Source organism: Actinoallomurus vinaceus (assembly GCF_039542055.1).
Classification (GTDB): domain Bacteria; phylum Actinomycetota; class Actinomycetes; order Streptosporangiales; family Streptosporangiaceae; genus Actinoallomurus; species Actinoallomurus vinaceus.
The window spans coordinates 1-23,730 of record NZ_BAABHK010000012.1; the positions used below are offsets into that span (position 1 = coordinate 1).

General features: G+C 72.3%; 23 protein-coding genes and 1 rRNA gene. 18 read left to right on the top strand and 6 right to left on the bottom strand.

What is annotated here, in order from left to right; translation table 11 throughout:
* The first annotated feature begins 18 nt into the window (after positions 1 to 18).
* Both rrf and ABEA24_RS34540 read left to right on the top strand, forming a co-directional pair.
* Positions 19 to 135, top strand: a 5S ribosomal RNA gene (rrf, locus tag ABEA24_RS34535).
* Positions 136 to 1,298: 1,163 nt separating this feature from the next.
* Positions 1,299 to 2,363: a tetratricopeptide repeat protein gene (locus tag ABEA24_RS34540; protein WP_345436247.1), complete on the top strand. Its 1,065-nt coding sequence runs from the start codon at positions 1,299 to 1,301 to the stop codon at positions 2,361 to 2,363.
* Between the two features lie 53 nt (positions 2,364 to 2,416).
* Here the strand turns inward: ABEA24_RS34540 and ABEA24_RS34545 are convergent, their stop codons facing one another.
* Positions 2,417 to 3,343: an MBL fold metallo-hydrolase gene (locus ABEA24_RS34545; RefSeq protein ID WP_345436250.1), complete on the bottom strand. Its 927-nt coding sequence runs from the start codon at positions 3,341 to 3,343 to the stop codon at positions 2,417 to 2,419.
* A gap of 126 nt (positions 3,344 to 3,469) precedes the next feature.
* On the opposite strand from ABEA24_RS34545, the gene ABEA24_RS34550 reads away from it, so the two are divergent.
* Complete coding sequence (locus tag ABEA24_RS34550; RefSeq protein WP_345436252.1) at positions 3,470 to 4,036, top strand: single-stranded DNA-binding protein; 567 nt, start codon at positions 3,470 to 3,472, stop codon at positions 4,034 to 4,036.
* Positions 4,037 to 4,185: 149 nt separating this feature from the next.
* Here the strand turns inward: ABEA24_RS34550 and ABEA24_RS34555 are convergent, their stop codons facing one another.
* Positions 4,186 to 4,602 (bottom strand): hypothetical protein, encoded by a 417-nt coding sequence (locus tag ABEA24_RS34555; protein WP_345436254.1) that lies wholly within the window; start codon positions 4,600 to 4,602, stop codon positions 4,186 to 4,188.
* Positions 4,603 to 4,906: 304 nt separating this feature from the next.
* Between ABEA24_RS34555 and ABEA24_RS34560 the strand changes: the two genes are divergently transcribed.
* On the top strand, positions 4,907 to 5,950 hold the full coding sequence (locus ABEA24_RS34560; RefSeq protein ID WP_345436256.1) for a hypothetical protein: 1,044 nt from the start codon (positions 4,907 to 4,909) through the stop codon (positions 5,948 to 5,950).
* A 51-nt stretch (positions 5,951 to 6,001) separates the two neighbouring features.
* Here the strand turns inward: ABEA24_RS34560 and ABEA24_RS34565 are convergent, their stop codons facing one another.
* The gene (locus ABEA24_RS34565) at positions 6,002 to 7,255 is read right to left on the bottom strand and encodes a DUF1015 family protein (protein ID WP_345436257.1); all 1,254 of its coding nucleotides are present in this window, start codon (positions 7,253 to 7,255) and stop codon (positions 6,002 to 6,004) included.
* 55 nt (positions 7,256 to 7,310) lie between these two features.
* Here ABEA24_RS34565 and ABEA24_RS34570 point away from each other — a divergent pair, with 55 nt between their 5' ends.
* Together ABEA24_RS34570 and ABEA24_RS34575 are read left to right on the top strand one after the other, a co-directional pair.
* Positions 7,311 to 7,718, top strand: coding sequence for a tetratricopeptide repeat protein (locus tag ABEA24_RS34570; protein ID WP_345436259.1), 408 nt, complete (start codon positions 7,311 to 7,313; stop codon positions 7,716 to 7,718).
* A gap of 1 nt (position 7,719) precedes the next feature.
* Positions 7,720 to 8,700 (top strand): HAD-IIA family hydrolase, encoded by a 981-nt coding sequence (locus tag ABEA24_RS34575; protein WP_345436261.1) that lies wholly within the window; start codon positions 7,720 to 7,722, stop codon positions 8,698 to 8,700.
* Between the two features lie 418 nt (positions 8,701 to 9,118).
* Here the strand turns inward: ABEA24_RS34575 and ABEA24_RS34580 are convergent, their stop codons facing one another.
* Positions 9,119 to 9,460: an SCP2 sterol-binding domain-containing protein gene (locus ABEA24_RS34580; RefSeq protein WP_345436263.1), complete on the bottom strand. Its 342-nt coding sequence runs from the start codon at positions 9,458 to 9,460 to the stop codon at positions 9,119 to 9,121.
* Between the two features lie 104 nt (positions 9,461 to 9,564).
* Here ABEA24_RS34580 and ABEA24_RS34585 point away from each other — a divergent pair, with 104 nt between their 5' ends.
* The 11 genes from ABEA24_RS34585 to ABEA24_RS34635 all read left to right on the top strand — a co-directional run bounded on the left by ABEA24_RS34585 (position 9,565) and on the right by ABEA24_RS34635 (position 21,968).
* Positions 9,565 to 9,732 (top strand): hypothetical protein, encoded by a 168-nt coding sequence (locus tag ABEA24_RS34585; RefSeq protein WP_345436265.1) that lies wholly within the window; start codon positions 9,565 to 9,567, stop codon positions 9,730 to 9,732.
* 106 nt (positions 9,733 to 9,838) lie between these two features.
* Complete coding sequence (locus ABEA24_RS34590) at positions 9,839 to 10,648, top strand: TlyA family RNA methyltransferase (RefSeq protein ID WP_345436268.1); 810 nt, start codon at positions 9,839 to 9,841, stop codon at positions 10,646 to 10,648.
* Positions 10,645 to 11,544, top strand: a complete 900-nt coding sequence (locus ABEA24_RS34595; protein ID WP_345436270.1) for an NAD kinase — start codon at positions 10,645 to 10,647, stop codon at positions 11,542 to 11,544. The genes ABEA24_RS34590 and ABEA24_RS34595 overlap by 4 nt, the downstream gene beginning before the upstream one ends.
* A gap of 417 nt (positions 11,545 to 11,961) precedes the next feature.
* On the top strand, positions 11,962 to 13,659 hold the full coding sequence (gene recN, locus ABEA24_RS34600) for a DNA repair protein RecN (protein ID WP_345436877.1): 1,698 nt from the start codon (positions 11,962 to 11,964) through the stop codon (positions 13,657 to 13,659).
* Positions 13,660 to 14,069: 410 nt separating this feature from the next.
* Positions 14,070 to 15,299, top strand: coding sequence for a putative cytokinetic ring protein SteA (gene steA, locus ABEA24_RS34605; RefSeq protein WP_345436272.1), 1,230 nt, complete (start codon positions 14,070 to 14,072; stop codon positions 15,297 to 15,299).
* The gene (locus tag ABEA24_RS34610) at positions 15,296 to 16,270 is read left to right on the top strand and encodes a copper transporter (protein ID WP_345436274.1); all 975 of its coding nucleotides are present in this window, start codon (positions 15,296 to 15,298) and stop codon (positions 16,268 to 16,270) included. Before steA ends, ABEA24_RS34610 begins: the two co-directional genes overlap by 4 nt.
* A gap of 6 nt (positions 16,271 to 16,276) precedes the next feature.
* A complete protein-coding gene (locus tag ABEA24_RS34615; RefSeq protein ID WP_345436277.1) occupies positions 16,277 to 17,173 on the top strand; it encodes a hypothetical protein in 897 nt (298 codons plus the stop codon).
* On the top strand, positions 17,170 to 18,849 hold the full coding sequence (murJ, locus tag ABEA24_RS34620) for a murein biosynthesis integral membrane protein MurJ (RefSeq protein WP_345436279.1): 1,680 nt from the start codon (positions 17,170 to 17,172) through the stop codon (positions 18,847 to 18,849). The genes ABEA24_RS34615 and murJ overlap by 4 nt, the downstream gene beginning before the upstream one ends.
* Before the next feature lie 13 nt (positions 18,850 to 18,862).
* A complete protein-coding gene (locus ABEA24_RS34625; protein WP_345436281.1) occupies positions 18,863 to 19,996 on the top strand; it encodes a glycosyltransferase family 4 protein in 1,134 nt (377 codons plus the stop codon).
* Positions 19,997 to 20,185: 189 nt separating this feature from the next.
* Complete coding sequence (locus ABEA24_RS34630) at positions 20,186 to 21,373, top strand: TerC family protein (protein ID WP_345436283.1); 1,188 nt, start codon at positions 20,186 to 20,188, stop codon at positions 21,371 to 21,373.
* Between the two features lie 100 nt (positions 21,374 to 21,473).
* On the top strand, positions 21,474 to 21,968 hold the full coding sequence (locus ABEA24_RS34635; protein ID WP_345436285.1) for a hypothetical protein: 495 nt from the start codon (positions 21,474 to 21,476) through the stop codon (positions 21,966 to 21,968).
* A 10-nt stretch (positions 21,969 to 21,978) separates the two neighbouring features.
* Here the strand turns inward: ABEA24_RS34635 and ABEA24_RS34640 are convergent, their stop codons facing one another.
* Together ABEA24_RS34640 and ABEA24_RS34645 are read right to left on the bottom strand one after the other, a co-directional pair.
* Positions 21,979 to 22,425: a MarR family winged helix-turn-helix transcriptional regulator gene (locus tag ABEA24_RS34640; RefSeq protein ID WP_345436287.1), complete on the bottom strand. Its 447-nt coding sequence runs from the start codon at positions 22,423 to 22,425 to the stop codon at positions 21,979 to 21,981.
* 212 nt (positions 22,426 to 22,637) lie between these two features.
* Complete coding sequence (locus ABEA24_RS34645) at positions 22,638 to 23,291, bottom strand: MBL fold metallo-hydrolase (protein ID WP_345436289.1); 654 nt, start codon at positions 23,289 to 23,291, stop codon at positions 22,638 to 22,640.
* A 30-nt stretch (positions 23,292 to 23,321) separates the two neighbouring features.
* On the opposite strand from ABEA24_RS34645, the gene ABEA24_RS34650 reads away from it, so the two are divergent.
* Positions 23,322 to 23,561 carry a hypothetical protein gene (locus ABEA24_RS34650; RefSeq protein ID WP_345436291.1) on the top strand — a complete coding sequence of 80 codons (240 nt, stop codon included), beginning with the start codon at positions 23,322 to 23,324 and terminating at the stop codon, positions 23,559 to 23,561.
* Positions 23,562 to 23,730: the final 169 nt, after the last annotated feature.

The following is a 23,730-nucleotide window of genomic DNA, read 5'->3' on the forward strand; positions in this document are numbered from 1 at the left end:
CGGAATCCCGTTAGGCGTTTCGGTGGTTATGGCGAAGGGGAAACACCCGGTCCCATTCCGAACCCGGAAGTTAAGCCCTTCAGCGCCGATGGTACTGCACTGGAGACGGTGTGGGAGAGTAGGACACCGCCGGACATATACGCAAGGAGGGCCGCCTTTTCAGGCGGCCCTTTTTGCGTGTTCGGGCACAATGAAGACGACAGTGCTCCCCAGTGAAACGGTTTGATGTGATGAGCGCGGAACGAGATCAACGCGACGGCGACGGACCCGACCGGCGTCCACGGCCGGCTCGCCAAGACCGACCGGGCAGCGCCTCCGGCGGATCTCGTGACCGCCAGAGCGGCGCTCGGTGGTCCTCCAAGGGCTCTGCCAACCGCGCCGGTGGTCGGCCTCGACGCGACGACTCCACCGGGGGTTCCGGCGGCGAGCGTTCCGGCTCGGCCGGCGCCCGCTCGAGTGCCGGCCGGCCCGGCGGGTTCCAGAAGCCGGGCAATCCCCAGCGGCCCAGTAGCGGCCAGCGGTACGGCAACGCCCGCGACGACCAGGGCACCGGCCGTTCGCAGGCCCGTCGACCCAAGCCCTTCCGCGACAGCGACACCGAGGGAACGAGCGGCTGGAACCGCTCGTCGCGGCGAGACGACACTCGCGGACGCGGAGCGTCCGGCGGAGGCGGACGCCCCACCGGCTCCGGGAAGTGGCGGAACGAGCGTGGCGGCACCCGCCCGGGCGGGCGTCCGGCCGACCGGGGCGAGCAGGCGGCGAGCTCCCCGCGGCGGCCGAGCGATCGCTCCTCCCGGTACGACGACGAACGTACCGAGCGGCGCGACGAACGCGGATACCGTTCGCGCGACAACAACGGACCTCGTGGCACGCGGAACTTCTCGGCACGACGTGACGACGACCGGAGCGGCGGTCGAGGAGGCTCCACCCGCGACGACAGTGGGCGGCCGCGTACGGGCGCCGCAGGCGCCTCCCGCCGTGACGACCGTCCTGGCGGCGGCAGAGGCGGCTTCCGTGCCCCGGAGAAGGGCGAGGAAGGCTACCGGCCCCGTCAGGGCGGCAAGGAGGGTTCCCGGCCTCCTCAGGGCGGCAGGGAAGGTTCCCGGCCTCCTCAGGGCGGCAAGGAGGGTTCCCGGTCTCCTCAGGAGCGCACTGGTGGCTTCCAACGCCGGGATGGCGGCCGTCGCGACTTCCGAGGCGGCCAGGGAGCAGGATCTCGAGATGGCGCCGAGGGCCAGAGAGGCGGTCACCGGCGGCGGGACGACGCCAAGGGCGGTCGCCGGCCGGCCGAGCGCGGCATGCGCCGGCCCTCAAGCCGGGACGGCCGGCCGTCGGACGCGCCTCGGCCCCGGCGTGACCCCGGCCCGCCGGTCCCGGAGGACGTCACCGGCGCCGAACTCGACGCCGCGGCGCGGGGCGAGCTCAAGACCCTGCCGAAGGATCTCGCGACCGAGGTCGCCCGCCACCTCGTGATGGCCGGCCGGCTGATCGACGATGACCCCGAACTGGCCTACCAGCACGCCCTCGCGGCTCGTGGCCGCGCGGCCCGGGTCGGCATCGTCCGTGAGGCATGCGGACTCGCGGCGTACCACGCCGGCCTGTGGTCGGTCGCCCTGTCGGAGCTTCGCGCGGCGCGCCGGCTGAGCGGCCAGGAGGCCTACCTCGCCATCATGGCCGACGCCGAACGCGGCCTCGGCCGGCCCGAGCGAGCCCTGGACCTCGCCAAGTCGGATGAGGCCCGCCGGCTCCCGAAGGCCGAGGCGATCGAGATGCGCATCGTCGAGTCGGGCGTTCGCCGCGACCTCGGCCAGCCGGGCGCTGCCGTCCTGGCGCTGCAGGTTCCGGAGCTGAAGGACGAGCGGTGGCGGCCGTGGTCAGCGCGGCTCTTCTACGCGTACGCCGACGCGCTGATCGACGCAGGCCGCGAGGAGGAGGCCTCCGACTGGTTCGCGCGGGCGGCGGCGGCCGACCGCGACGGCGAGACGGACGCCGCCGAGCGGTACGCCGAGCTTGAGGGCCTGGAGATCATCGACACGGAGTTCGCCGACGGGGAGCCCGGCGAGGGCGTCGCGGCGCAAGCCGGGACCCACGCCGACGTGGACTCTAGGCACCACGCCGATGCCCGGTCCGACGCGGACGCCGACGGGGAGCCAGGGGCGGGTGTCGCGGCGGAAGCCGAGACCCACGCCGACGTGGACGCTGCGCCCCACGCCGATGCCCGGTCCGACGCGGAGCCGAGCGAAGGCCTCGCCACCGAGCCGAGCGCGGGCGCCGCTACAGGCCCTGAGGCGCATGCCGACGCGGAATCCGAGGCGGACGTCGCCGACGGCGACGTCCGGCGGGCGGACGCCGAGGACGAGTGAGACGTACGGGGCCCGCCTCCACGCCGCCGTTCAGGGCGGCGTGGAGGCGGGCCTCAGCGCGTTTCGAGCGCGTGCATGATGCCGGCGACGTTGTTGCGGGCCGCGCTGATCACTTCGATCTTCTGCGCGACCTCCGGATCGGCGTCCGGGGCGAGCGCGCGGTACCGGCCGTCGGTGTGCTCGCGGACCATGGCCACCGCGTGGTCCAGGTCGAGGCGCTGGTCGTGGGCCTCGGCGACCAGCTCGACCCACAGCCGGAGCTCCTCCGTGGACCGGTCGAGCGTCTCGTCGACCAGCTCCACCGGTCCGTAGTGGCTGAACAGCAGTCGGGACGGCCGGAGGGCGCGGAACCGGTCCAGCGACGCCAGGGCCGTGTCCAGGTCGAAGTCGGGCGGCGGCGTGGCGGGCCGCAGGTCGGCCGTCTCCGGGATGTACACACCGGCGGCGTCCCCGACGTACAGATCGCCGGTCAGCGAGTCGAGCAGCCCGACGTGGTGCTTGGCGTGGCCGGGCGAGTAGTGGCTCTCCAGCCGCCTCCCGCCGCCGAGATCCACCTCGCCGACGTCCTCCACCGCCCGGATCCGTACGGCGTCCGTCGGCTTGAGGTCGCCGAACAGTGAATCGAGGGCGTCCCCCCAGACCATGCGGGCACTGCGCATCAGCCGGCTGGGGTCCGCGAGGTGGCGGGCGCCCTTCTCATGGACGACGATCTCGGCGTTGGGGAACATCTCCGCGATGTCGCCGACGCCGCCCGCGTGATCGAGATGGATGTGCGTGACGACGACGGTCGCCAGATCGGCGGGGCCGATGCCCGCGGCTGCCAGCGCGTCGCGTACGACCGGGGCGGAGTTGCCCGCACCGGTCTCCACCAGGCAGGGCCGGTCGGAGCGGATCAGATAGCCGGCCGTGATGCCCGTGTACCCGGCCATGCGGGTGTCGATCTCGAAGACGTCGTTGCCCAGGTCGGTGATCGAATCCATACGTCGCTCCGGTTATCCACAAGTGCGGCGGACAGGGTTACGCGGTCCCGCTCGACCGCCCCATCGTAGAGACAACGTCGCCGGTCCACACGGCGGCGGTCACGAAGGGCGCGAGGGGAGAAGGCCGTGGACCACCACATCGAGGAGACGGCGCGGCAGGCCGCAGGAGGCGTCGAGGGCAGCGTCAAGACGCAGGAGGTCAACGCGCGGGGCGTAGAGGCGCAGGGGGTTGACGCGCAGGGGGCGGAGGCGCGGCACGGTGGAAGCGACAGTGGCGGCCGCCCGGCGGACGGCCGCGACGCGCGTCCTGATGACGCCGTCGTACGGACCGCGGAAACGCCCGATGCCGCCGCCGGCGTGACCCACGTCAACGAGATCCTTCTGGTCGGGCGGCTGTCCGGCACGCCGGAGTGGAAGGCGTTACCGGAAGGTCGGCAGGTGGCGGTCTGGCGGCTCATCGTGGAGCATCAGAACGCCCGGTCGTCGCAGGACGCCATCGACACCATCCGCTGCGTCACCTACGACTCGGCGGTTCAGGAGGGCATCCGTGGCTGGCGGCACGGCGACCTCGTCGAGGTCCGCGGGTCGCTGCGGCACCGCTTCTGGCGCTCCCCGGACGGCCCTCGGGGGCTGTACGAGGTGGAGGCCGCGATCGCGGTCAGACATGATCGTGCGGCACCCGAGACCCGGTGACCGATCATGATCCCCGGGGGCCGGTCACGCTGCCCTCCACGGTCACACGCCGGCGCGGCCGACCCGTGACGGCCGAGCCGCACCGGTGTGCGGTCGGGGCCTGATCGAGACGCCGAGCCTGCCCTCGTACGGGGCGTGCGCCGACGGGCTCAGCGCTCGTTGTCGGGCAGGAACCGTCCCAGGCCCGGCGTCTCGACGGGCCCGGCCGACGGCTCTGACCCGAACGGCTCGCCCGCGCTCGGAGGAATCGGTGTGGGGCAGTAGTACTGCGGTCGCACGGCGAGGGCGTCCGTGATCATCCAGCCCCATCCGGAAGGCTGACGGACCGCTTCGACCAGGGCGAAGTCCTTCTGGTACTGCGCGATCACGAGAGCCAGCTGTTCGGCGAAGTCACCGGGAAGCTTGGGCGTCCGCCGTGGTACCTCGCAGACGGCGACGGACGACGGCGTCGTGTCGCTGGCGGCGCGATGCCATACCCGAACGGACCTTCCGTCACCTTGGATCCGGAGGATGTCGGCGGCTCGGACCAGCCCGTCTCGTCGCGTCTTGACCCAGACGTTCATCATGACCGAACCGTACGGCTCCCTCTCCTGATCGTTCCCAGACCTGGTTCTGGATCTCCCGCCGTTAGAGCTTCTATTGAGAAACTCCGGGTTGCTCGAACTCCGGTCCGGACGGTGGGCACGTCGTCCCGGTCGAGGCCGGACGGAGCGCGACCTTGATCACTTATGGTCTGAGTCGCTGGGCGTCGTCGGCTCCGCCAGTGGGAGGGGACCGGTCGGCCCTAGGCATGACCGCGAAGTGGAGCAGTGAGCATCGTTGACAGCACAGCCGGATGACGCCGATCGTCCACCGGCGAGGAAACCACGCATGGGCCTCGTCCTGACCCTGGCCGGCGGCCTTGCCGCGGTCATCGCGGCGGTGACGGTCGTCGTCGCAACGGCCGGCGACGACCCGAAGAAGACCTCCGCCAAGGCGGCACACGAGGCGGGCCGGAACCTCAGAAAGAATGCCGCCCTGTCGTTGAAAGGCACCTACGCCGGAAGCCCTGCGACCTTCACGGTCACCAGGGCCGGGACGGCACGCTCCGACTACACGCTGGCCGGCGATCATGTCAGCCGGGTCGACGTCGGCGGCACGACCTACCTCAAGACGGGCTCGCGATTCTGGAAGGCGCATGGCGAGTCCCCCGCCAAAGCCGGCAACGCCGGAGGCAGGTGGACCAAGGCGCCGTACAACGCCGTCGAACTGGGCACGGGCAACCTCTCCCCGGATCAGCTCGGACAGACCCTTCTGGGGGCGGAGAACGAGCCGCTCGCGAAGAAGACCGTGGTGAACGGCATCAAGGCGATCAGGATGACCACGGCCGGGCTGACGTACTCCATATCCACCGGCGAGCCGAGGCGCGTTTTGCGCGTCGAGGGCCGCGCGGCCAACGACGCATTCTCCTTCGACCTCACGCCGTTGACCGCGTCGGGCAGGGCCATGTTCCTCACGACGCTGCGGACCGACGTGCAGGCACTCAAGGACGCCTACAACCCCAACATCATCTTCGACGAGACCGGCGAAAGGCCGCGCCTGCAGGAATGCGACGCCTCGGGCTGCACGGCGAAGGTGGAGCTCCAACCGGACGCGTGGGGCGGCTCGAACGCCATCCACATCGTCATGGTCACCACCTTCATGGGAGACGACGGAGACCCTGTCTCGTCATGCACCGACTCCACGCTGGCGACTTCGAAGATCCTGGCGCGTTTCTCCTGCCGGACCAGTGGCGGCGCGTGGACCGCGTGGTACCGCTCACACGACCGACGCTTCACCGTACGGGCGCTCGCGGTGTTCCGTGCCACGGTGAACTCTGCGCAGGACGTCGCGGCCATGCTCACCGCCCTGACACGCGAGCAGCAAACGGCATAGCGAAGACCGAGCTCACCGTGCCGAGGCGACCGGCGTGCGGCGGACCGGTCGTCATCCGGCGGCGAAGGTCCGCATGACCAGGCCGGTGCGCGGCTTTGGACCGAAGGACGTCGACTTGCGGGGCACCTTCTCTCCGTTGGCCGCGACCGCCAGCACGTCCGCGACCTTGAGCGGGTTGAGGATCACCGCGGTGCCGCCCGCCCGCCGGGCCTTGCCGACCGCGCGGGCCGCGTCGTGGTGGACGATGCGCACGGTCCGCTCGTCGTCCTCGAGCCCCCACAGCCGGGGGATGAGCAGGCGGTGCAGCACGGCCGTGTCCAGGCCGCGCCACCGGTCGGAGGTGTCCTCCGGCATGGAGCGTTCTACCTGAACGGGGTCGGGATCGGTGAGCAGGAAGAACCCCTCCTCACCGCCGAGCAGGAACGCCGTGCCGGTGTGCGCGGCGAGCCGCTCGAGCCCGGCGGCCAGGTCCGGGCCGATCGCCTCGACGCGGAAGGCCGCCTTCGCGCGCCGTACGGCCTCGGAGAGGGCCAGGCCGGGGAGCACCCGGTGGATGGCGCCCAGCCGTGGCGGATAGGTGACGGAGTCGACGAGCAGCGCCAGCCCGTAGTCCCAGGGGCCAGGTCCGTCATACCGACGGCGCAGCGCCTGGTAGGTCGCGTAGCGATGGTGCCCGTCGGCGATGAGAGCCTGCCGGCCGCGCAGATCCTCGGCGATCCTCGCCTGTGCGGCCGGATCCCGGATCGCCCACAGCCGGTGCCGTACGTCGTCGCCCGTGGCGGTCTCCAGCACCGGGGGGAGGGACGAGGCGACCTCGTCGACCACCCGGGCGGCGGCCGAGCCGGCGCCGCCCTCGTACAGCAGGAAGATCGGCTCGAGGTTCGCCTCCGTCGCCGACATCAGGGCCAGCCGGTCCCGGACCGGGCCGGGATAGACGTGCTCGTGCGGGAGGATCACCCGCGAGCCCTCGTCGTGCACGCCGACCGCCCCGATCAGCCCACGCTGGACGACGGATCCGGAGACCTCCTCATAGACGTACAGCGCAGGCTCGTCGTCCACGGTGAGGATGCCGGACGCCAGCCACGACCGCAGCGTCTCGGCGGCATCCCGGTAGTCGTCCTGCGGGAGGATCAGCCGGACCACGTTGTGCGGCTCTTCGGCCATGAACCGCCCCAGCGACTCCTCGTCGATGAGGTCGTACGGCGGCGACGTCACCGCGGCGAGGGAGTTCACCCTCGCGGTGTCGTACCGCACGGCTCGGAACGGCCGCAGAGCAAGTCCGGGATCACTGGTCACATCGGGCATGTTAGATACCGCGGCATTGTTGGGACACAAGTGGAGTCGACGAACGGAGGCACACATGGTTCAAGGTTCGGATCACGGTCACGATTCCCAAGGTGCCCCAGCAGGCGGCGTCTACGAGTGGTATCAGCGAGGCCTCGAACTGCTCAACGGCGGCAGCCCGGCCGCCGCGATCCAGATCCTTGAACACGCAGCGGCCGCCGAGCCGTCGAGCCGGAGCGTACGGGAGGCCCTCGCCCGTGCCCAGTTCGGCGCGAAGCGGTATGCCGATGCCGCCGCCAACTTCCGTATGATCGTCGAGGCCGATCCGGCCGAGGACTACGCGCTGTTCGGCCTGGGCATGGCCCTGACCCGCACCGGTGATCTCGCGGAGGCGGTCGAACACCTCGCGCTCGCCTGCGCGATGTGCCCGGACAACAAGCACTACGCGACCGCACTGCGGCACGCGCGAGCCCGGAAGGGGTGACATGCGAGGCAGCGACCGGCCGCTCGCCGAGATCTACGACGTCGCCGTTCTCGACCTGGACGGCGTGATCTACATCGGCCGTGACCCGGTGCCGGGCGCGGCCGACGCGCTGGCCAAGGCACGGGCGGGCGGGATGCGCCTGGCGTTCGCGACCAACAACGCCTCACGGACGCCGAGCGCGACGGCCGCGCTCATCACCGAGGTGGGGGTGCCGGCGGCGGCGGAGGACGTCGTGACGTCGGCGCAGGCCGCCGCCAGGCTCTTGGCGGAGCGGCTGCCGGCCGGCTCGAAGGTCCTCGTCGTCGGCGGCACCGGCCTCCGGCACGCGCTCCGCGCCGCCGGGCTGCGTCCGGTCTCGACCGCCGCCGACCGGCCCGTCGCCGTCGTCCAGGGGTTCACACCGGGCCTCTCGTACGACCTGATCGCCGAAGGGGGCCGGGCCGTCGCCGCGGGCGCGCTGTTCGTCGCGTCCAACGCCGACACCACGATTCCGAGCCCGGGTGGGCCGCCGAGGCCGGGCAACGGGGCCCTGGTCCAGGTGATCCGCACCGCGACCGGCGTCGACCCCATCGTCACCGGCAAGCCGGAACTGCCCCTGCACCGGGAGACGATCCTGCGCACCGGCGCCGAACGGCCGTTGATCGTCGGGGATCGCCTCGACACCGACATCGAGGGCGCCAACAACGGCGGCGCCGACAGCCTGCTCGTGTTCACCGGGGTGACCGACGCCCGAGCGCTGCTGGCCGCGCCTCCGACCCACCGGCCGACGTACCTCGCCGAAGACCTGTCCGGTCTCCTCGTGCCGCATCCCGAGGTGCGGCACGCCGACGGTTCCTACCGCTGCGGCGGCTGGACGATCGGCCCGGACTTCACAGTGAGCGGATCGGGAGATCGCGTCGACGCCCTGCGCGCGCTGTGCGTCGCCGCCTGGGAATCGGGCGAACCCGCGAAGGCGGAGGAGGCCCTGGACCGCCTGCCCTGACTCGTCTGCCCTGACCCGCCTGCCATGAGCCGGCGTCGCCTGCCGGGCACCGCGCGGAGTTCCGCCCGTTCAGGCGGGAGCCGCGGCGGTACGAGCGACGGCGCGTACTCCCGGCGACGCGGCACGCCGGGCCGACCTGGGGCACGGGCCGTCACCGCGATCCGACGCGGCGGCCGTTCGGCGTGGGAGCAGGGGCCGGAGCGTGCGTGTTCTGTGGAGGAGGCCTTGACCCGCCTGAAGGGACGTGTCGGGGCTCGTGCGCGGGCGCCCGCGCACGAGCCCCGAAAGCCGAGAAGCCGGGCGGACCAGGCGCCCTGATCGCCCGCTGTGCGGCGATGGGCGGTCGTGGGGCCGGGCAGGCGAGCCTGAAAAGACCGACATCCGGTCGTTCAGCGGGGCGTGTCGCTTCGATCCGAGGTCAGAGGATCTTCCGGAGCCGCAGCAGGTCGCCCAGGCTGGCCTCGATCTTGAGCCGGCCCGTCGCCCAGGCCTTGGCCACGTGGAGCTCGTCGTCGGCCAGCGCCACCAGGTCGTCGCTGTTCACGGTGAGCCTGACCTGGGCGCCGTCGGCGTCGTCCACGAGCTGGAAGTCGTCCAGGCCGTCCTCGTGGATGCGGGTGAGGAAGATCAGCCCGAGATCGGGCACCCGGCAGCTGATCGTCCGTTCCACGACGTGCCTGGCGAGATCGTCGGCGTCCACCTCGGTGAGCCGGGCGGCGATGCGCTCGAGCGCCGAGCGTGCTTCCTGAGCGGTGGCCATCGTCAGGTCCGTTCCCCCGTCGTCGTCCTCGACACCGCTGTCCTCAACGGACGGTAGCGTTCTTCTTGAGCCGGACACGACCGGCGGCGAAGGGAAGGGTACCGGTGAACGGCACGGAAGTGGGCACCACAGGGGACGAGCGCGTCGACGCCGCGCTGGCCCGTCTGACCGAGCTGGAGCAGGCGCCCCTGACCGAGCACCCGGCGGTGTTCGACGACGTCCACCGGCGGCTGCAGGAGGCTCTCACAGGCCTCGACGAGGGCGCGCCATGACCGATCCGCCCGTGCTGTCGGCCGATCCGTCCGCGCCGTCGGTCGGCCTGCCGGCGCCGTCGGTCGGCCGGTCCGCGCCGTGGGCCGGCCTGTCGGTGGCCGTCCCGTGAGCGCGCGTCGACGGCTGGACAGCGAGCTCGTCCGGCGAGGCCTGGCCCGGTCGCGCGAACACGCCGTGGACCTGGTCACCGAGGGGCGCGTCACGGTCGCCGGCAGCACCGCCTCCAAGCCCGCGACCCAGGTGGAGACCTCCGCCGCCATCGTCGTACGACCCGCGGAGTCGGGGCCGGAGTACGTCTCGCGCGGCGGGCACAAGCTGGCCGGGGCGCTCAAGGCGTTCGGCGACCTGCGGGTCGAGGGCCGCCGCTGCCTGGACGCCGGCGCGTCGACGGGCGGTTTCACCGACGTGCTCCTGCGCGCCGGTGCGGCGCACGTGGCCGCGGTCGACGTCGGATACGGCCAGATCGCCTGGTCCCTGCGCACCGACGACCGCGTGACGGTCCTGGAGCGGGTCAACATCCGCGACCTCGAGCCGGAGCAGGTGATCTCCGACGGTGAGCCGCCCGACCTGGTCGTCGGGGACCTGTCGTTCATCTCCCTGCGCCTCGTCCTCGCGCCCATCCAGCGATGCGTCGCCCCCGACGCCGACTACGTGATGATGGTCAAACCGCAGTTCGAAGTGGGCAAGGAGCGTGTCGGGGCGGGTGGCGTCGTACGCGATCCCGCACTCCGGGCGGAGGCCGTGTGCGACGTCGCCCGGCATGCCGGGACACTGGGCCTGGGAGTCCGTGGCGTGACGGCGAGCCCGTTGCCCGGGCCGTCCGGAAACGTCGAATACTTCCTGTGGCTGCGAGCGGGCGCCCCGCCTCTCGACGAGGCCCAGGTGGACAAGGCCGTTGCAGAAGGGCCCGCATGACAGAGAAGAGATCCGTCCTGGTCGTCACCCACACGGGCCGCAGCGCGGCGGTGCGCAGCGCCCAGCTGGTGATCAGCCGGCTCAGTGACGCCGGCATCGCGGTGCGGGTGCTGGACAGCGAGGCAGAGGACCTGCACTGCGCCGGCGCCGACGTCATGCCGGTCTCGGCGGCGGCCACCGAGGGCGCCGAGATGGTCATCGTCCTCGGGGGCGACGGCACGATCCTGCGGGCCGCTGATCTGGCCCGGCGGTCCGGCATCCCGCTGCTCGGCGTGAACCTCGGCCACGTCGGCTTCCTCGCGGAGGCGGAGCGGGAGGACCTGGCCGCCACGGTCGACAAGGTCGCCGCATGCCGCTACGACGTCGAAGAGCGCATGACCATCGACGTCCTCGTCCGGCAGAACGGCACCGTCACCGATGCCGGCTGGGCGCTCAACGAGGCGGCCGTCGAGAAGGCCTCCCGGCAGCGGATGCTCGAGGTCGTCGCCGAGATCGACGGACGGCCGCTGTCGCGCTGGGGGTGCGACGGTGTGGTCTGCGCCACTCCGACCGGCTCGACGGCCTACGCGTTCTCCGCCGGCGGCCCCGTCGTGTGGCCCGAGGTCGAGGCGATGCTGGTCGTGCCGATCAGCGCGCATGCGCTGTTCGCCAGGCCCATGGTGGTCTCGCCACGGTCCCTCGTCGCGATCGAGCTGCTCCCGAACACCTCTGGCGGTGTGCTGTGGTGCGATGGCAGCCGCCCGATCGACCTGCCTCCGGGCGCTCGGGTGGAGGTCCGCCGGGGCGAGCGGCCGGTCCGGCTCGCGCGCCTGCACCAGACCCCGTTCACGGACCGGCTCGTCACGAAGTTCGGCCTGCCGGTCGCCGGCTGGCGTGGCCGCGTCCGCGACGAATGACGCGCCTCCGCGGCGGTGGGGACGACACGCCCGGAGGTTCCCTCCGTGGCGGCGTGCCGTCTACGCTGAGCCGAACACGTGTTCGCCTGGGGAGGTCCGGTCACGGTCCCGCACATCGGGGCCGAAAGGGCCACATGACGGAGTAGCCTCGGGCGCGCCGGGTGTCTGCGACAGGAGGGCCTTCGTGACCGACGTGACGAGCCGCCAGGCAGGAAACATGAGGTGCCGAGCGAGCGGAGTGGTCGGTCGAACCGTGCCCGTTTGCGCACCTCCGGTACGACGAGGGCCGGCCGTGGAGCGAGTGAGAAGCCGAGTGGGACTGTCGGGCGACAGCCCGGCGGGCGATTCAACAGGACGGCTCGGGTTGTGGGGTGCCGAGTCGCCGGGCGGGGAGGTCCGGTGAGCCGGGTACGGCCCATGGTCGAGGAAGTACGGATCCAGAACCTCGGGGTGATCGAGGAGGCCGTCCTCGAGCTTTCGCCGGGTTTCAACGTGGTCACCGGCGAGACCGGTGCCGGTAAGACGATGGTCGTCACGAGCCTCGGCCTGCTGTTCGGGGGCCGCGCCGATCCGCAGCGGGTCCGGCCCGGCGCCGACCGGGCGAACGTGGAGGGCCGGCTCATCCTCGCCGAGGACGGGAGGGTCGCCGCGCGGGTCGAGGAGGCCGGCGGTGAGCTCGACGACGGCGCCCTGATCCTGACCAGGTCCGTGTCGGCGGAGGGCCGGTCGCGGGCCCACGTCGGCGGCCGGCAGGCGCCGGTCTCCGTCCTCATCAACCTGGCCGACGACCTCGTCGCGGTGCACGGCCAGTCCGACCAGCAGCGGCTGCTGCAGCCCGGGCGTCAGCGCGCGGCGCTGGACCGCTTCGCCGGCGACGACGTGGCCAAGCCGCTGCGCGCCTACACCGCCGCCTACCGGCGTCACCGGGAGGTGTCGGCGCTCCTGGAGGAGCTGACCACGCGGGCCCGGGAGCGGGCCCAGGAGGCCGACATGCTGCGGTTCGGCCTCGAGGAGATCGAGAAGGTCGATCCCAAGTCGGGAGAGGACGAGCTCCTGGCGACGGAGGAGGAGCGGCTCGCCCACGCCGACGCGCTCCGTACGGCCGCCACCACGGCGCATGAGGCGCTGCAGGGCGACCCGACCGCCACCACGGGCGTCGTCGACGCCATCGGGCTGCTCAGCTCCGCCCGCCAGGCCCTGGAGGCCGTGCGCTCCCACGACGAGGCGCTCGCCGGGCAGGCCGACCGCCTGTCGGAGGCCGTCTACCTCGTGTCGGACGTCGCCGCCGAGCTCGCCGGCTACGCCGAGTCGGTGGAGGCCGACCCGGCCCTGCTGGCGAGCGTGCAGGAGCGGCGGGCGGCCCTGGCCGGGCTGACCCGCAAGTACGGCACGACCATCGCCGAGGTCCTGGAGTGGGCGGAGCAGTCCGCCCTGCGCCTGACCGAGCTGGACTCCGACGACGACCGCATCGACGAGTTGCGCGCCGAGCACGACGACCTCACCCGGCAGCTGACCGAGCTGTCCGCCGAGCTGACCACCGTCCGTACGGCGGCCGCCGAACGCCTGTCCGAGGCCGTCACCGCGGAGCTGGCGGCGCTGGCCATGCCGCACGCCCGCGTGGTCGTGGCGGTGACGCCGCAGGAGGAGTTCGGCCCGTACGGCGTGGACGAGGTCGAGCTGCGGCTGGCCTCCCACCCGGGCGCGCCGCCGCTGCCGCTCCACAAGGGAGCGTCGGGCGGTGAGCTGTCGCGCGTGATGCTGGCGATCGAGGTGGTCTTCGCCGGCGCCGACCCGGTGCCGACGTTCGTGTTCGACGAGGTCGACGCGGGCGTGGGCGGCAAGGCGGCCGTCGAGGTCGGCCGCAGGCTGGCCCGGCTGGCCAAGTCGGCCCAGGTGATCGTGGTCACCCACCTTCCGCAGGTCGCGGCGTTCGCCGACCAGCATCTGGTCGTGGAGAAGTCCAACGACGGCCGTGTCGTCCGCAGTGGCGTGACCGCGCTGGACGCCGACGGGCGGGTCCGCGAGCTGTCCCGCATGCTCGCGGGCCTGGAGGATTCGGAGCTGGGGCGGGCGCACGCCGAAGAACTGCTGGCCATCGCCGCCACCGAGCACTGACGCGGCCGACCTCCGTACGGGAACGACCGAGAACCAGAGTGGCCCGTCCGCACGGACTACCGAGTGCGGGCAGACATCGCGCGCACGACCGGCGGCGGGCCGTCGCAGGGGCGATCGAGTGCCGGTCGGTTCCGTGGCGATCGTACGGTGGCCGGCCGTCGCAGGGGTGACCGAATGCCGGTCGGTTCCGCGCCGTGATCGTAGGCTGGGGCGGCGGGCCGTCGCAGGGGCGGCCGAGTGCCGGTCGGTTCCGCGTGGCGATCGTACGGCTGCGGGCCGTCGCAGGGACGATCGAGTGCCGCGGTGAGCGGGCGCCGCGCGGACGGCCACCGTCTGTGGGCGAACGAACACGCCATAACGGTCGTCGTTACCGGTGGCACTGTCCGGGCTCTGGCAGGATTGGCACCACGATGAACGAGGTCTCCCCGAGAATCAAGAGCGGCGTCCGCCTCCGGGCGCCGCTGCGGCGTGGGCTGCGCCGCGACCGGCGCGAGGGGGAGACGGGTATCACCGGCGTCGCCCGCCTCGACGGCAAGACCAAGAAGCTGACCAAGCGCCTCCAGCCCGGCGACATCGCGATCATCGATCACGTCGACCTGGACCGGGTCAGCGCGGAGGCGCTGGCCGCCTGCCAGGTCGCCGCGGTGGTCAACGTGGCGCGCAGCATCTCCGGGCGCTATCCGAACCTCGGGCCGCGGATCCTCGTGGAGGCGGGCGTCCCGCTGATCGACGACGTGGGGCCGGACGTCTTCACCAAGGTTCACGAGGGCGACGTCGTCCGCATCGACGGCGAGACCGTCTACCTCGGCGAGCAGGTCGCCACCAAGGGCATCCGGCAGACCGAGGAGTCGGTCGAGGCGGCGATGACCGAGGCACGGGCAGAGCTACCCGCCCAGCTCGAGGCGTTCGCCGCCAACACGATGGAGTTCCTCAAGCGGGAGCGGGATCTCCTGCTCGACGGCGTCGGCGTCCCGGACATCACGACCGACCTCGATGGCCGTCACGTCCTCATCGTCGTGCGCGGCTACCACTACCGCGAGGACATCGCGACCCTCCGGCCCTACATCCGCGAATACCGTCCCGTGCTCATCGGCGTGGATGGTGGGGCCGACGCGCTGATCGAGGCCGGCTACCGGCCGGACATGATCGTCGGGGACATGGACTCGGTCTCCGACGAGGCGCTGACGTCAGGCGCCGAGCTGGTCGTGCACGCCTACCGCGACGGCCGGGCGCCCGGCCTCAACCGCGTCCACGACCTCGGCAGGGAGGGCGTGGTCTTCCCCGCCGCGGGGACCAGCGAGGACATCGCGATGCTGCTCGCCGACGACAAGGGCGCCACCCTGATCGTCGCGGTCGGCACCCACGCGACGCTCGTGGAGTTCCTCGACAAGGGCCGCGCCGGAATGTCCAGCACGTTCCTGACGCGGCTGCGGGTGGGCAGCAAACTCGTCGACGCCAAGGGCGTGAGCCGGCTCTACCGCAGCCGCATCAAGGCGTCGTCACTGCTCATGCTGATCGCTGCGACGCTCGTCGCCATGGTCGCCGCAATCGTCTCCTCACCCGCCGGCGATGCCTTCGAGCCCATCGTCGCCGACTGGTGGCACCAATTCGTCTACTGGCTAAACGGACTCTTCACGTGATCGATTTCCGTTACCACCTCGTCTCCATCATCGCGGTCTTCCTCGCGCTGGCGCTCGGCCTCGTGGTCGGCGCCTCAGCGCTGCGCGGGCCGCTGGTCGACCAGCTGAAGGACAACTCGAATCGGCTGAAGAACAGCAACGAGGTGCTCCGCAAGGAGAAGGACGCGGCCGCGCAAGTGCGTGACTACGGCAGTCAGGTCACCGACGCGGTCGCGGGGCAGGTCGTCGCCGGCCGGCTCAAGGACCAGAGCGTGGTGTTCGTCGAGGCCCCCGGCGCGGACGACCAGATGCGGGCGCAGACCGCCGACATGGTGCAGAAGGCGGGGGCGCGGATCAGCGGTTACGTCACGCTGCAGAGCAAGTACCTCGACCCGAACCAGCAGGCCACGCTGAACGAGCTCACCGACCAGCTGAAGCCCGCCGGCCTGAACTTCCCCGCGGATGCGTCGTCGTACGACCGCACGGCGAGCGAGCTGGCGTCGGTGCTGGTGACCAAGCAGGCGGCGCGCAGCGGCCAGGAGGACCCGGCGGCCGGACAGGTCCTGTCCGGTTTCAAGGAGGCGGGTTTCCTGACCTTCAGCGGGCAGCCCGCGACCCGTGCGACACTCGCCATCGTGATCGCGCCCGCCGCCGCGAGCAACGACAAGAACGCCGACGCCCAGAACAAGGCGCTCGGCGCGTTGCCCACCGCCCTCTACACCTACGGCGGGGGCGTCGTCGCGGTGGGAGACCCCGACTCGGCGACCCAGGGCGGCCTGATCAAGGCGCTGCGCGATGACGACGATGCCGACGGGCACGTCTCGACGGTCGACACGGCGGACGTTCCGGCCGGCCGGCTGACGGCGGTGCTCGCGCTGGTCGCCGCCAAGCAGGGCAAGGCCGGTGACTACGGCATCGGGTCGAAGGTGGACGGACCGCTCCCGACCCCGGTGCCGACGCCCACGCCGACGATGACGAAGACGAAGAAGTGAGGCGGCATGCGTAAGGCAGTGGCGGGGGCCGTGCTGGGCGCGGCGGCGGCACGGGCGGCGTACGTCGCGCTGACCCGCCGTCCGCCCCGCGAGGAGAAGCTCTGGGTGCGGACCAACCACCGCGGGGAGCCGGTGACCCTCCTCGAAGGGCCGGCGTTCGTGGTGGGCGCGGTGACGGCGGTGGCCGTGGCACCGGGCGTGCCGGCGCGGATGCGCGCCGCCGCGATCCTCGCGGGCGGCGCCACGGGCGCCCTCGGCGGCTACGACGACCTCGCCGGGTCCGGTGACTCCCGCGGCTTCAAGGGCCACCTGTCGGCGCTCGCCCGCGGCGAGGTCACCACGGGCGCGGTGAAGATCCTCGGCATCGGCGCCGCCGGCCTGGCCGCCGCCGTGGTCGCGGGCAGCGGCGCGCCGACCCGCCGGGGCGCCCTGCTCGACGTCCTGATCAACGGCGCGCTCATCGCCGGCACCGCCAACCTGCTCAACCTGTTCGACCTTCGGCCCGGCCGCGCGATCAAGGCCGGGCTCCTGGCGAGCCCGCTGGTCTTCGCCGCGCCGTCACCTTCGGCGCCGCGCGGCCGGTTCGGCGGGCTGCTCAGCGGCTCGGCGGTCGCGGCCGCCCCGCTCGGCGCGGCGATCGCGCTGCTGCCGGAGGACCTCGGCGAGCGCGCGATGCTCGGCGACGCGGGCGCGAACGCCTTCGGCGCGCTGATCGGCCTGTCGGCGACCGGCCTGAGCCGCCGGTCCCGCCTGGGCGTCCTCGCGGGGGTGACCGCGCTCAACGCCGCCAGTGAGGTCGTCAGCTTCACGAAGGTGATCCGGGCGACGCCGCCGCTGAACTGGCTCGACCAGCTGGGCCGCCGTCCCGTCGTGCCGGAGGCGCGTCCGTCGGACACCTCGTGACGGCACCGGACGTGACCGAGGAGGCCGGGGAGACCACCGTCGGCCGGGGGAGGGGCCTCGCCGGCGCCGCCGTCCTCATCGGTGTCATCACCGTCTTCGCCCGCATCGTCGGGTTCTCTCGCAGCCTCGTCCTGTCCCACACCGTCGGCAACGACTGCCTGGCCACCGCGTACTTCACCGGCAACCAGGTGACGAACATCGTCTTCGAAGTGGTCGCGGGAGGCGCCCTGGCGAGCCTGGTCGTGCCGGTCCTGGCGGGCCCCGCCGCTCGCCGGGCGCCGGAGGCCGGCCGGATCGCCTCGGCGCTGATGACCTGGACGGTGCTGATCCTCCTGCCGCTCACCCTGATCGCCGCCGTCGCCGCCCGTCCCCTGATGGCGGACGTGCTCGTGCGCGACGCGGTGCCGGGCTGTTCACGCGACCAGGTGATCGACGCGGGCACGCGCATGCTGGTGGCGTTCGCCCCGCAGATCCTGTTCTACGGGCTCGCCGTGGTGCTGTACGGCGTGCTGCAGGCCCACCGCAGATTCCTCGGCCCGGCGCTGGCCCCTCTCGTGTCGAGCCTCGTCGTCATCGGCGCGTACCTGACGTTCCTGTCGACCGGCGCGGGCTATCGGCAGGCCCCGAACCATCACGACCTGTCCACCGTCACCCGGGGCGCGGAGCTGACGCTGTCGGTCGGGACGACCCTGGGCGTGGTCGCCCTCGTCGTCACGGTGGTGGGTCCGGCGGCGCGGCTGCGGCTCGGGCTGCTGCGGCCCACGCTGAGGTTCCCGCCCGGCGTCGCCGTGCGCATCCGGCGGCTGGCGCTGGCGGGCCTGGCCACGCTGGTCGCCCAGCAGGCCGCCTGGGGCGTCGTCATCGTCTTCGCGAACGCGAGGGGCGGGTCGGGCGCGCTGGCGGTCTACCAGTACGCCTGGGCGCTGTTCCAACTGCCGTACGGCGTCCTGGCCGTCCCGCTCGCGACCAGCGCGTTCCCCGTCCTGTCGGCGCGCGCGAGCGACGGGGACCAGGAGGGTTTCGACCGCACCGCCGCGTCCACGACCCGCGCGATCGTGCTGCTGTCCTGCGCGGGGGCGGCCGTGCTCGCCGCGACCGCGCTGCCCGTGGCCCGGGTGTTCCTGCTCGGGACCAAGGGGGGCGTGCCGCCGTCCGACCTCGCCCGCGCGATCGTCGCCTTCGCGCCCGGCCTGATCGGCTATGGGCTGATGGCGCACGTCGGTCGCGTCCTTTACGCCGCCGGCAAGGGACGGGCGTCGGCGGCCGCCCAGGTGACCGGCTGGATCACGGTGATCGCGGCGGAGGTGGCGCTGGTGGAGGCGGCGGGGCGGCGTGACGCCGTCGCCGCGCTCGGGCTGGGCAACTCGATCGGCATGACGGTCGCCGGGGTACTCCTGCTCATCACACTGGCGCGGACCCGCGGCAGGACGGCGTTCCGCGGCATGGGGCGGGCGGTGGCGACGGGGCTGGCCGGTGCGGCGGCCGGGTACGCCGCGGGCGCCGGCGTCGTGGCGGCGTTCGGCGCGACCGGCCTGGCCGCCAGCGTCGGCGTGGGCGTCCTGGCTGCGCTGGCCGCCGGCGCCGGCTTCCTGGCCGTCGCGTACGTGGGCGACCGGGACGGTCTACGAGGCCTGATCGGGCGGAGACTGCGACGGAGAGGACTGGCCGATCGATGAGGGCGGAGCGGTGATGGAAGGACTGAAGGTCGCGCTCGTGCTGGCGACGGCCGCCGGCGGGCTCGGACGGCACGTCCGGTCGGTGGCCGACGGCCTGCGGGCGCGCGGCGCGAAGGTCGTCGTCCTGGGCCCGGCCTCGGCCGACGCGCTGTTCGGCTTCACCGCGTCCGGCACGGCGTTCGCCCCCGTCGAGATCGCCGACCGCCCGCATCCCCTGGGCGACGTACGGGCGGTCGCCCGGCTCCGGCGCCTCACCCGGGACGCCGACGTCGTTCACGCGCACGGTCTGCGGGCCGGGGGGCTGGCCGCGCTCGCCCGGGTCCGTACCGTTCCGGGGCCGCTGCGCCTCGGCACGGCGGGTCCACCACTCGTCGTCACGCTGCACAACGCCTCCATCGCGGGCGGCCTGACCGGCGCGGCGTACGCCACGCTCGAACGCGTCGTCGCGCGGGGCGCGGCCGAGGTCCTGGGCGTATCCCCGGACCTGGAGGAGCGGATGCGCTCGCTGGGCGCGCGTTCGGTGGGGCTCGCGCTCGTTCCCGCGCCGGCCGCCCCGCCGTCCGACGACCCCGAGGCGCCGAAGCGGATCCGCGCCGAACTCGGCGCTGGAGACCGTCCCCTCATCCTGACGGTGGCGCGGCTGGCGGAGCAGAAGGGACTGCCGACCCTGCTGGACGCCGCCGCCGGCTGGGCCCGGCTGGACGCCGCACCGCTGGTGCTCATCGCCGGGGACGGGCCGCTGGAGGCGGAGCTGCGCGACCGCATCGCCGCCGAGCGCCTCCCCGTGCGGCTGCTCGGCCGTCGTTCGGACGTCGCCGACCTCCTCGCCGCCGCCGACGTCGCCGTCCTGCCGAGCGTCTGGGAGGGCCAACCCCTGATCGTCCAGGAGATACTGCGCGCCGGCCGGCCCCTCGTCGCCACGCGCGTCGGCGGAGTGCCCGGCATGGTGGGCGAGGCGGCGCTGCTGGTCCCCTCGGGGGACGCCGCCGCGCTCGAACGCGCGGTGGGGCGCGTGCTCGACGAGCCGGCGCTCGCCGAGCGGCTCGCGGCGGCCGCCGCCGAGCGGGCCTCCCGGTTGCCGACCGACGAGGACGCGCTCGACCAACTCGCCTCGGTTTACGCACGGGCCACGCGGACCACGCCCTGATCACATCGCGGTACGCGGAAGGTAAGCCTTTGGATATAGTCGGTCCCCAGGAGGGGAGTATTCCTTCGCGGCAGTGTCGTCACCACGGTCCCAGGAGCCATATGCGGCCCGGTGCTGTCGGCCCTCACCGATGAGTGAGGGCGGAAGAGACCTCCGGGGCCGTTGTCTGCCACCGGAGGAAGTGCACTTGTGAACGTCACCCTTTGGGTCTGGGGTCTCACCCTGCTGGGGCTGCTCGCGTTCATCATGTTCGACCTGTGGGTGGTCGACCGTGGAAAGCCACGCGACTTCTCCATGCGGCAGGCGAGCGCGTGGGTGACGTTCTACGTCCTCTTGGCGATCCTCTTCGGCATCGGCCTGCTGTTCGTGGCCGGGGCCGACTATTCGGCGCAATTTTTCGCCGGCTACCTCACCGAGTACAGCCTCAGCGTCGATAATCTCTTCATCTTCTATGTGATCATGGCGCGGTTCGCCGTTCCCCGGGCCAACCAGCACAAGGTCCTGCTGATCGGCATCATGATCGCGCTGTTGATGCGAGGGATCTTCATCGCGGTGGGCGCCGCGGCGCTGGCCCGCTTCGAGTGGTTGTTCTACATCTTCGGCGGGTTCCTCATCTGGACCGCGTACGGCCTGGTGCGCGGCGAGCCCGACGAGGACGAGTACGAGGAGAACATCCTCGTGCGCTGGATCCGCCGGGCCGTCCCGACGACGGAGAAGTACCACGAGCACCGGCTGACCGTCCACATCGACGGCAAGCGCCTCATCACCCCGATGCTGATCGTGATGGTCGCCATCGGATCGACCGACCTGCTGTTCGCCCTCGACTCCATCCCCGCGATCTTCGGGCTCACCAAGGAGTCCTACCTCGTCTTCACCGCCAACGCCTTCGCGCTGATGGGGCTGCGGCAGTTGTACTTCCTCCTCCGGGGACTACTCGACCGCCTCGTGTACCTCAGCAAGGGGCTCGCGTTCATCCTGGCCTTCATCGGCATCAAGCTCGTCCTCGAGGCGATGCACACGACCTGGTTCCCGCAGGTCCCCGAGATCTCCACCGGCCTCTCGCTCGTCGTCATCGGGGCGACGATGTTCGTGACCACGGTCGCCAGCCTCATCAGGGCCCGGCGCGGCGGGACGGAGGACCGGGAGGCCGGAGAAGGACCCGGCCAGGCCGTCGCCGACCACCCCGGCCCCGGTCCGGCCGTTCCCGCTCCGGCGGTCCCGGACGCCCCCGGCCCGCTGCCGGAGGCGAGTTCGGACCGGGATCCCGCCTCCGGCGACGGCGACGGCACCGGCCGGGAGCCGGACGACACCGCCACGGACGAGACGGACACCGGCATGACCGACGCCGACGCGAGGGCCGGGCGCACGCGTCGCTGACCGCCTCCCGAGGGCCTAGGGCGGCTTCGCCGGGGATGTCCCAGACCAGGTTTCCGCCCTGTAACGTGATCACAGGGGAAGATTTCTGGGGAAGGTACTTATGCGCTTGCCCTCGGTGGCGCCCGCGGTGACGCGGACGATCTCGATCGTGCTGGCGGTCGCCGCCGCCGGCATCCTGCTGGTCACCGCCCTCGCCGACCGGAACGGCGGCCGCCGACCGACCGCCCGGCCTTCCCGCCCCTCGTCACCCGTGGCCGAGTCCACCATGCCGGGAAGCATCGACCTGCCGCCCACCGCCGAGCCCACGACGCCGCACGTACGCACCGCCGACGCCAAGACCTGGCTCCACGCGCTCGCCGGCAAGTGGAGTCAGGACGCGGGGAAGGACTACTTCCAGTTCCAGCCCGACGGCACCGGCCAGTGGATGGCTTTCGGCCAGAAACTGTGGAGCGGTAAGGCCACCCCGCGAGACGCGACGACCTTCGACCTGTCCGACCGTACCGGCCAGGGCGCCTCGTACTGGCGGGTCGAGCTGGTGAACGGAGGCAAGAAGCTGTTCTTCGTCGGCCTCCAGAAGACCTACCGCAAGGCGTAGTAGCCAGGCCTCAGGTCTCGGCCAGGTCCTCGAGGACGTCGAGCGCCGAGACCAGCGCCGCGCGTTGCGCGGGAGACAGGGTGCCGAGCCGCTCGACGAGGAACGCCGACCGCTCGGTGCGCAGCTGTTCGAGCTGGCGGCGGCCCTCCGGGGTGATCTCCAGGAGGGTGGCCCGCCGGTCGTCGACGTCGGGAGTGCGACGCAGCAGGGCCTGGGCCTCCAGGGACGCGACCAGACGGCTCTGCGTCGGCGCGCTGACGCCCTCGGCGGCGGCCAGGTCACCGAGGCGCACCGGGCCGAGCGTCTCCACGCTGGCGAGGGTCGAGGCCTGGCTGGATGTCAGCGTCTGCGGGCCGTGCTGGCGGAGGCGACGGCTCAGCCGGCCCAATGTCATGCGCAGCCGTGCCGCGAGCTCCACGTCCGTCAGACCCTCGGTCTCGGCCACCTGCCTGGTCACGCCCGTCATGCCCCTTTACCCGGCTAGCGTCCCCGGCGTGCTCCGCACGCCCGTCTCCACCAATCATCCCCTCATCGCGGCCGCCGATGTACCGATCCGCGGCCTGAAGGATCTCACCGGTGTACCGACCAACGTCCGGTATGTGCCGATCGTGGCGCATTGTGGCCGGGATCACCAGCCCCGGGCCCAGGACCGGAGGGCCGGACACGCGATCACCAGCCTCGGGCGCGCCACTCCTTGAGGTGCGGGCGTTCGCGGCCGAGCGTGGTGTCCTTGCCGTGGCCCGGATAGATCCACGTCTCGTCCGGCAGGGTGCCGAAGACCCGCTCTTCGAGGTCGTCCATCAGCCGGCCGAACAGCGTCGCGTCGCCCCAGGTGTTGCCCGGTCCGCCCGGGAACAGGCTGTCGCCGGTGAACAGGTGCGGCGTGTCGCCGTCGCCGTACAGCAACGCGATCGACCCGGGGGTGTGGCCGCGCAGGTGGATCACGGACAGGGTGTTCTGCCCGACGCGGACGGTGCCGCCGTGCCGAACCGGCTCGGTGACCGGCAGCGGCAGGGCCTCGGCGTCGTCGGGGTGGGCCACGACCGACGGATGCGTCGCGTCGACGACGGCGCCGAGCGCGCCCCAGTGGTCCTGGTGGCGATGCGTCGTGACGACACGGGAGAGGGGGGCGTCGCCGAGGAGCTCGAGCAGCCGCTCCGGCTCGGCGGCGGCGTCGATCAGGACCTGCTCGCCCGTGGCGGTACAACGCAGCAGGTAGGCGTTGTTGTCGAACGGCCCGACGGCCAGTTTGGTGATCGTCAGGCCAGGCAGCTCGCGCATGTCGGGGGGACCGCCGACCTCGACATCGCCTGTGTAGGACACGCGCTCTCCTTCCAGTCTGTCATCGGGGACATGGCCGCTGACCCGCTCATCCTTTCACCCCCGAGACGCTCGGCGCTCGGTCCGTCGGATGCCCGTGGCGGTGCCCGGGCCCGCATCATCCGCCGCGCGCTGCGCCGGATGGAGCCGTTCCCGTTCGAGCGGGTGTACGGCGGCTGGTGGGGCCGGATCGTCTCCGCCGACGGGGCCGGCACCGTACACCGGTCGGCCGAGCGCTACCTCGACCATGCCCTCGACGACCGGCCCGAATGATCTACCCGTCCGTCTCCTGAGCCTCGTGCGTTTCGGTGGCGATCTCTCTTCGAACACGTGTACGGTTTCGATGCGACGAGGGGCCCGCCGTGTGCGGCGTCCGGAAGAAACCGGCCTGTCTCCTCGTTAGCCTGAAGCTGACTGTCTCTCAACCAGGCCCTAGGGGATA

Coding starts and splice junctions, on each gene's coding strand:
- ABEA24_RS34540 (WP_345436247.1), top strand. CDS start 1,299: ATGCGCCGGCCCTCAAGCCGGGACGGCCGGCCGTCGGACGCGCCTCGG.
- ABEA24_RS34545 (WP_345436250.1), bottom strand. CDS start 3,343: ATGGATTCGATCACCGACCTGGGCAACGACGTCTTCGAGATCGACACC.
- ABEA24_RS34555 (WP_345436254.1), bottom strand. CDS start 4,602: ATGATGAACGTCTGGGTCAAGACGCGACGAGACGGGCTGGTCCGAGCC.
- ABEA24_RS34560 (WP_345436256.1), top strand. CDS start 4,907: ATGGGCCTCGTCCTGACCCTGGCCGGCGGCCTTGCCGCGGTCATCGCG.
- ABEA24_RS34565 (WP_345436257.1), bottom strand. CDS start 7,255: ATGCCCGATGTGACCAGTGATCCCGGACTTGCTCTGCGGCCGTTCCGA.
- ABEA24_RS34570 (WP_345436259.1), top strand. CDS start 7,311: ATGGTTCAAGGTTCGGATCACGGTCACGATTCCCAAGGTGCCCCAGCA.
- ABEA24_RS34575 (WP_345436261.1), top strand. CDS start 7,720: ATGCGAGGCAGCGACCGGCCGCTCGCCGAGATCTACGACGTCGCCGTT.
- ABEA24_RS34580 (WP_345436263.1), bottom strand. CDS start 9,460: ATGGCCACCGCTCAGGAAGCACGCTCGGCGCTCGAGCGCATCGCCGCC.
- ABEA24_RS34595 (WP_345436270.1), top strand. CDS start 10,645: ATGACAGAGAAGAGATCCGTCCTGGTCGTCACCCACACGGGCCGCAGC.
- recN (WP_345436877.1), top strand. CDS start 11,962: ATGGTCGAGGAAGTACGGATCCAGAACCTCGGGGTGATCGAGGAGGCC.
- steA (WP_345436272.1), top strand. CDS start 14,070: ATGAACGAGGTCTCCCCGAGAATCAAGAGCGGCGTCCGCCTCCGGGCG.
- ABEA24_RS34615 (WP_345436277.1), top strand. CDS start 16,277: ATGCGTAAGGCAGTGGCGGGGGCCGTGCTGGGCGCGGCGGCGGCACGG.
- ABEA24_RS34625 (WP_345436281.1), top strand. CDS start 18,863: ATGGAAGGACTGAAGGTCGCGCTCGTGCTGGCGACGGCCGCCGGCGGG.
- ABEA24_RS34635 (WP_345436285.1), top strand. CDS start 21,474: ATGCGCTTGCCCTCGGTGGCGCCCGCGGTGACGCGGACGATCTCGATC.
- ABEA24_RS34650 (WP_345436291.1), top strand. CDS start 23,322: ATGGCCGCTGACCCGCTCATCCTTTCACCCCCGAGACGCTCGGCGCTC.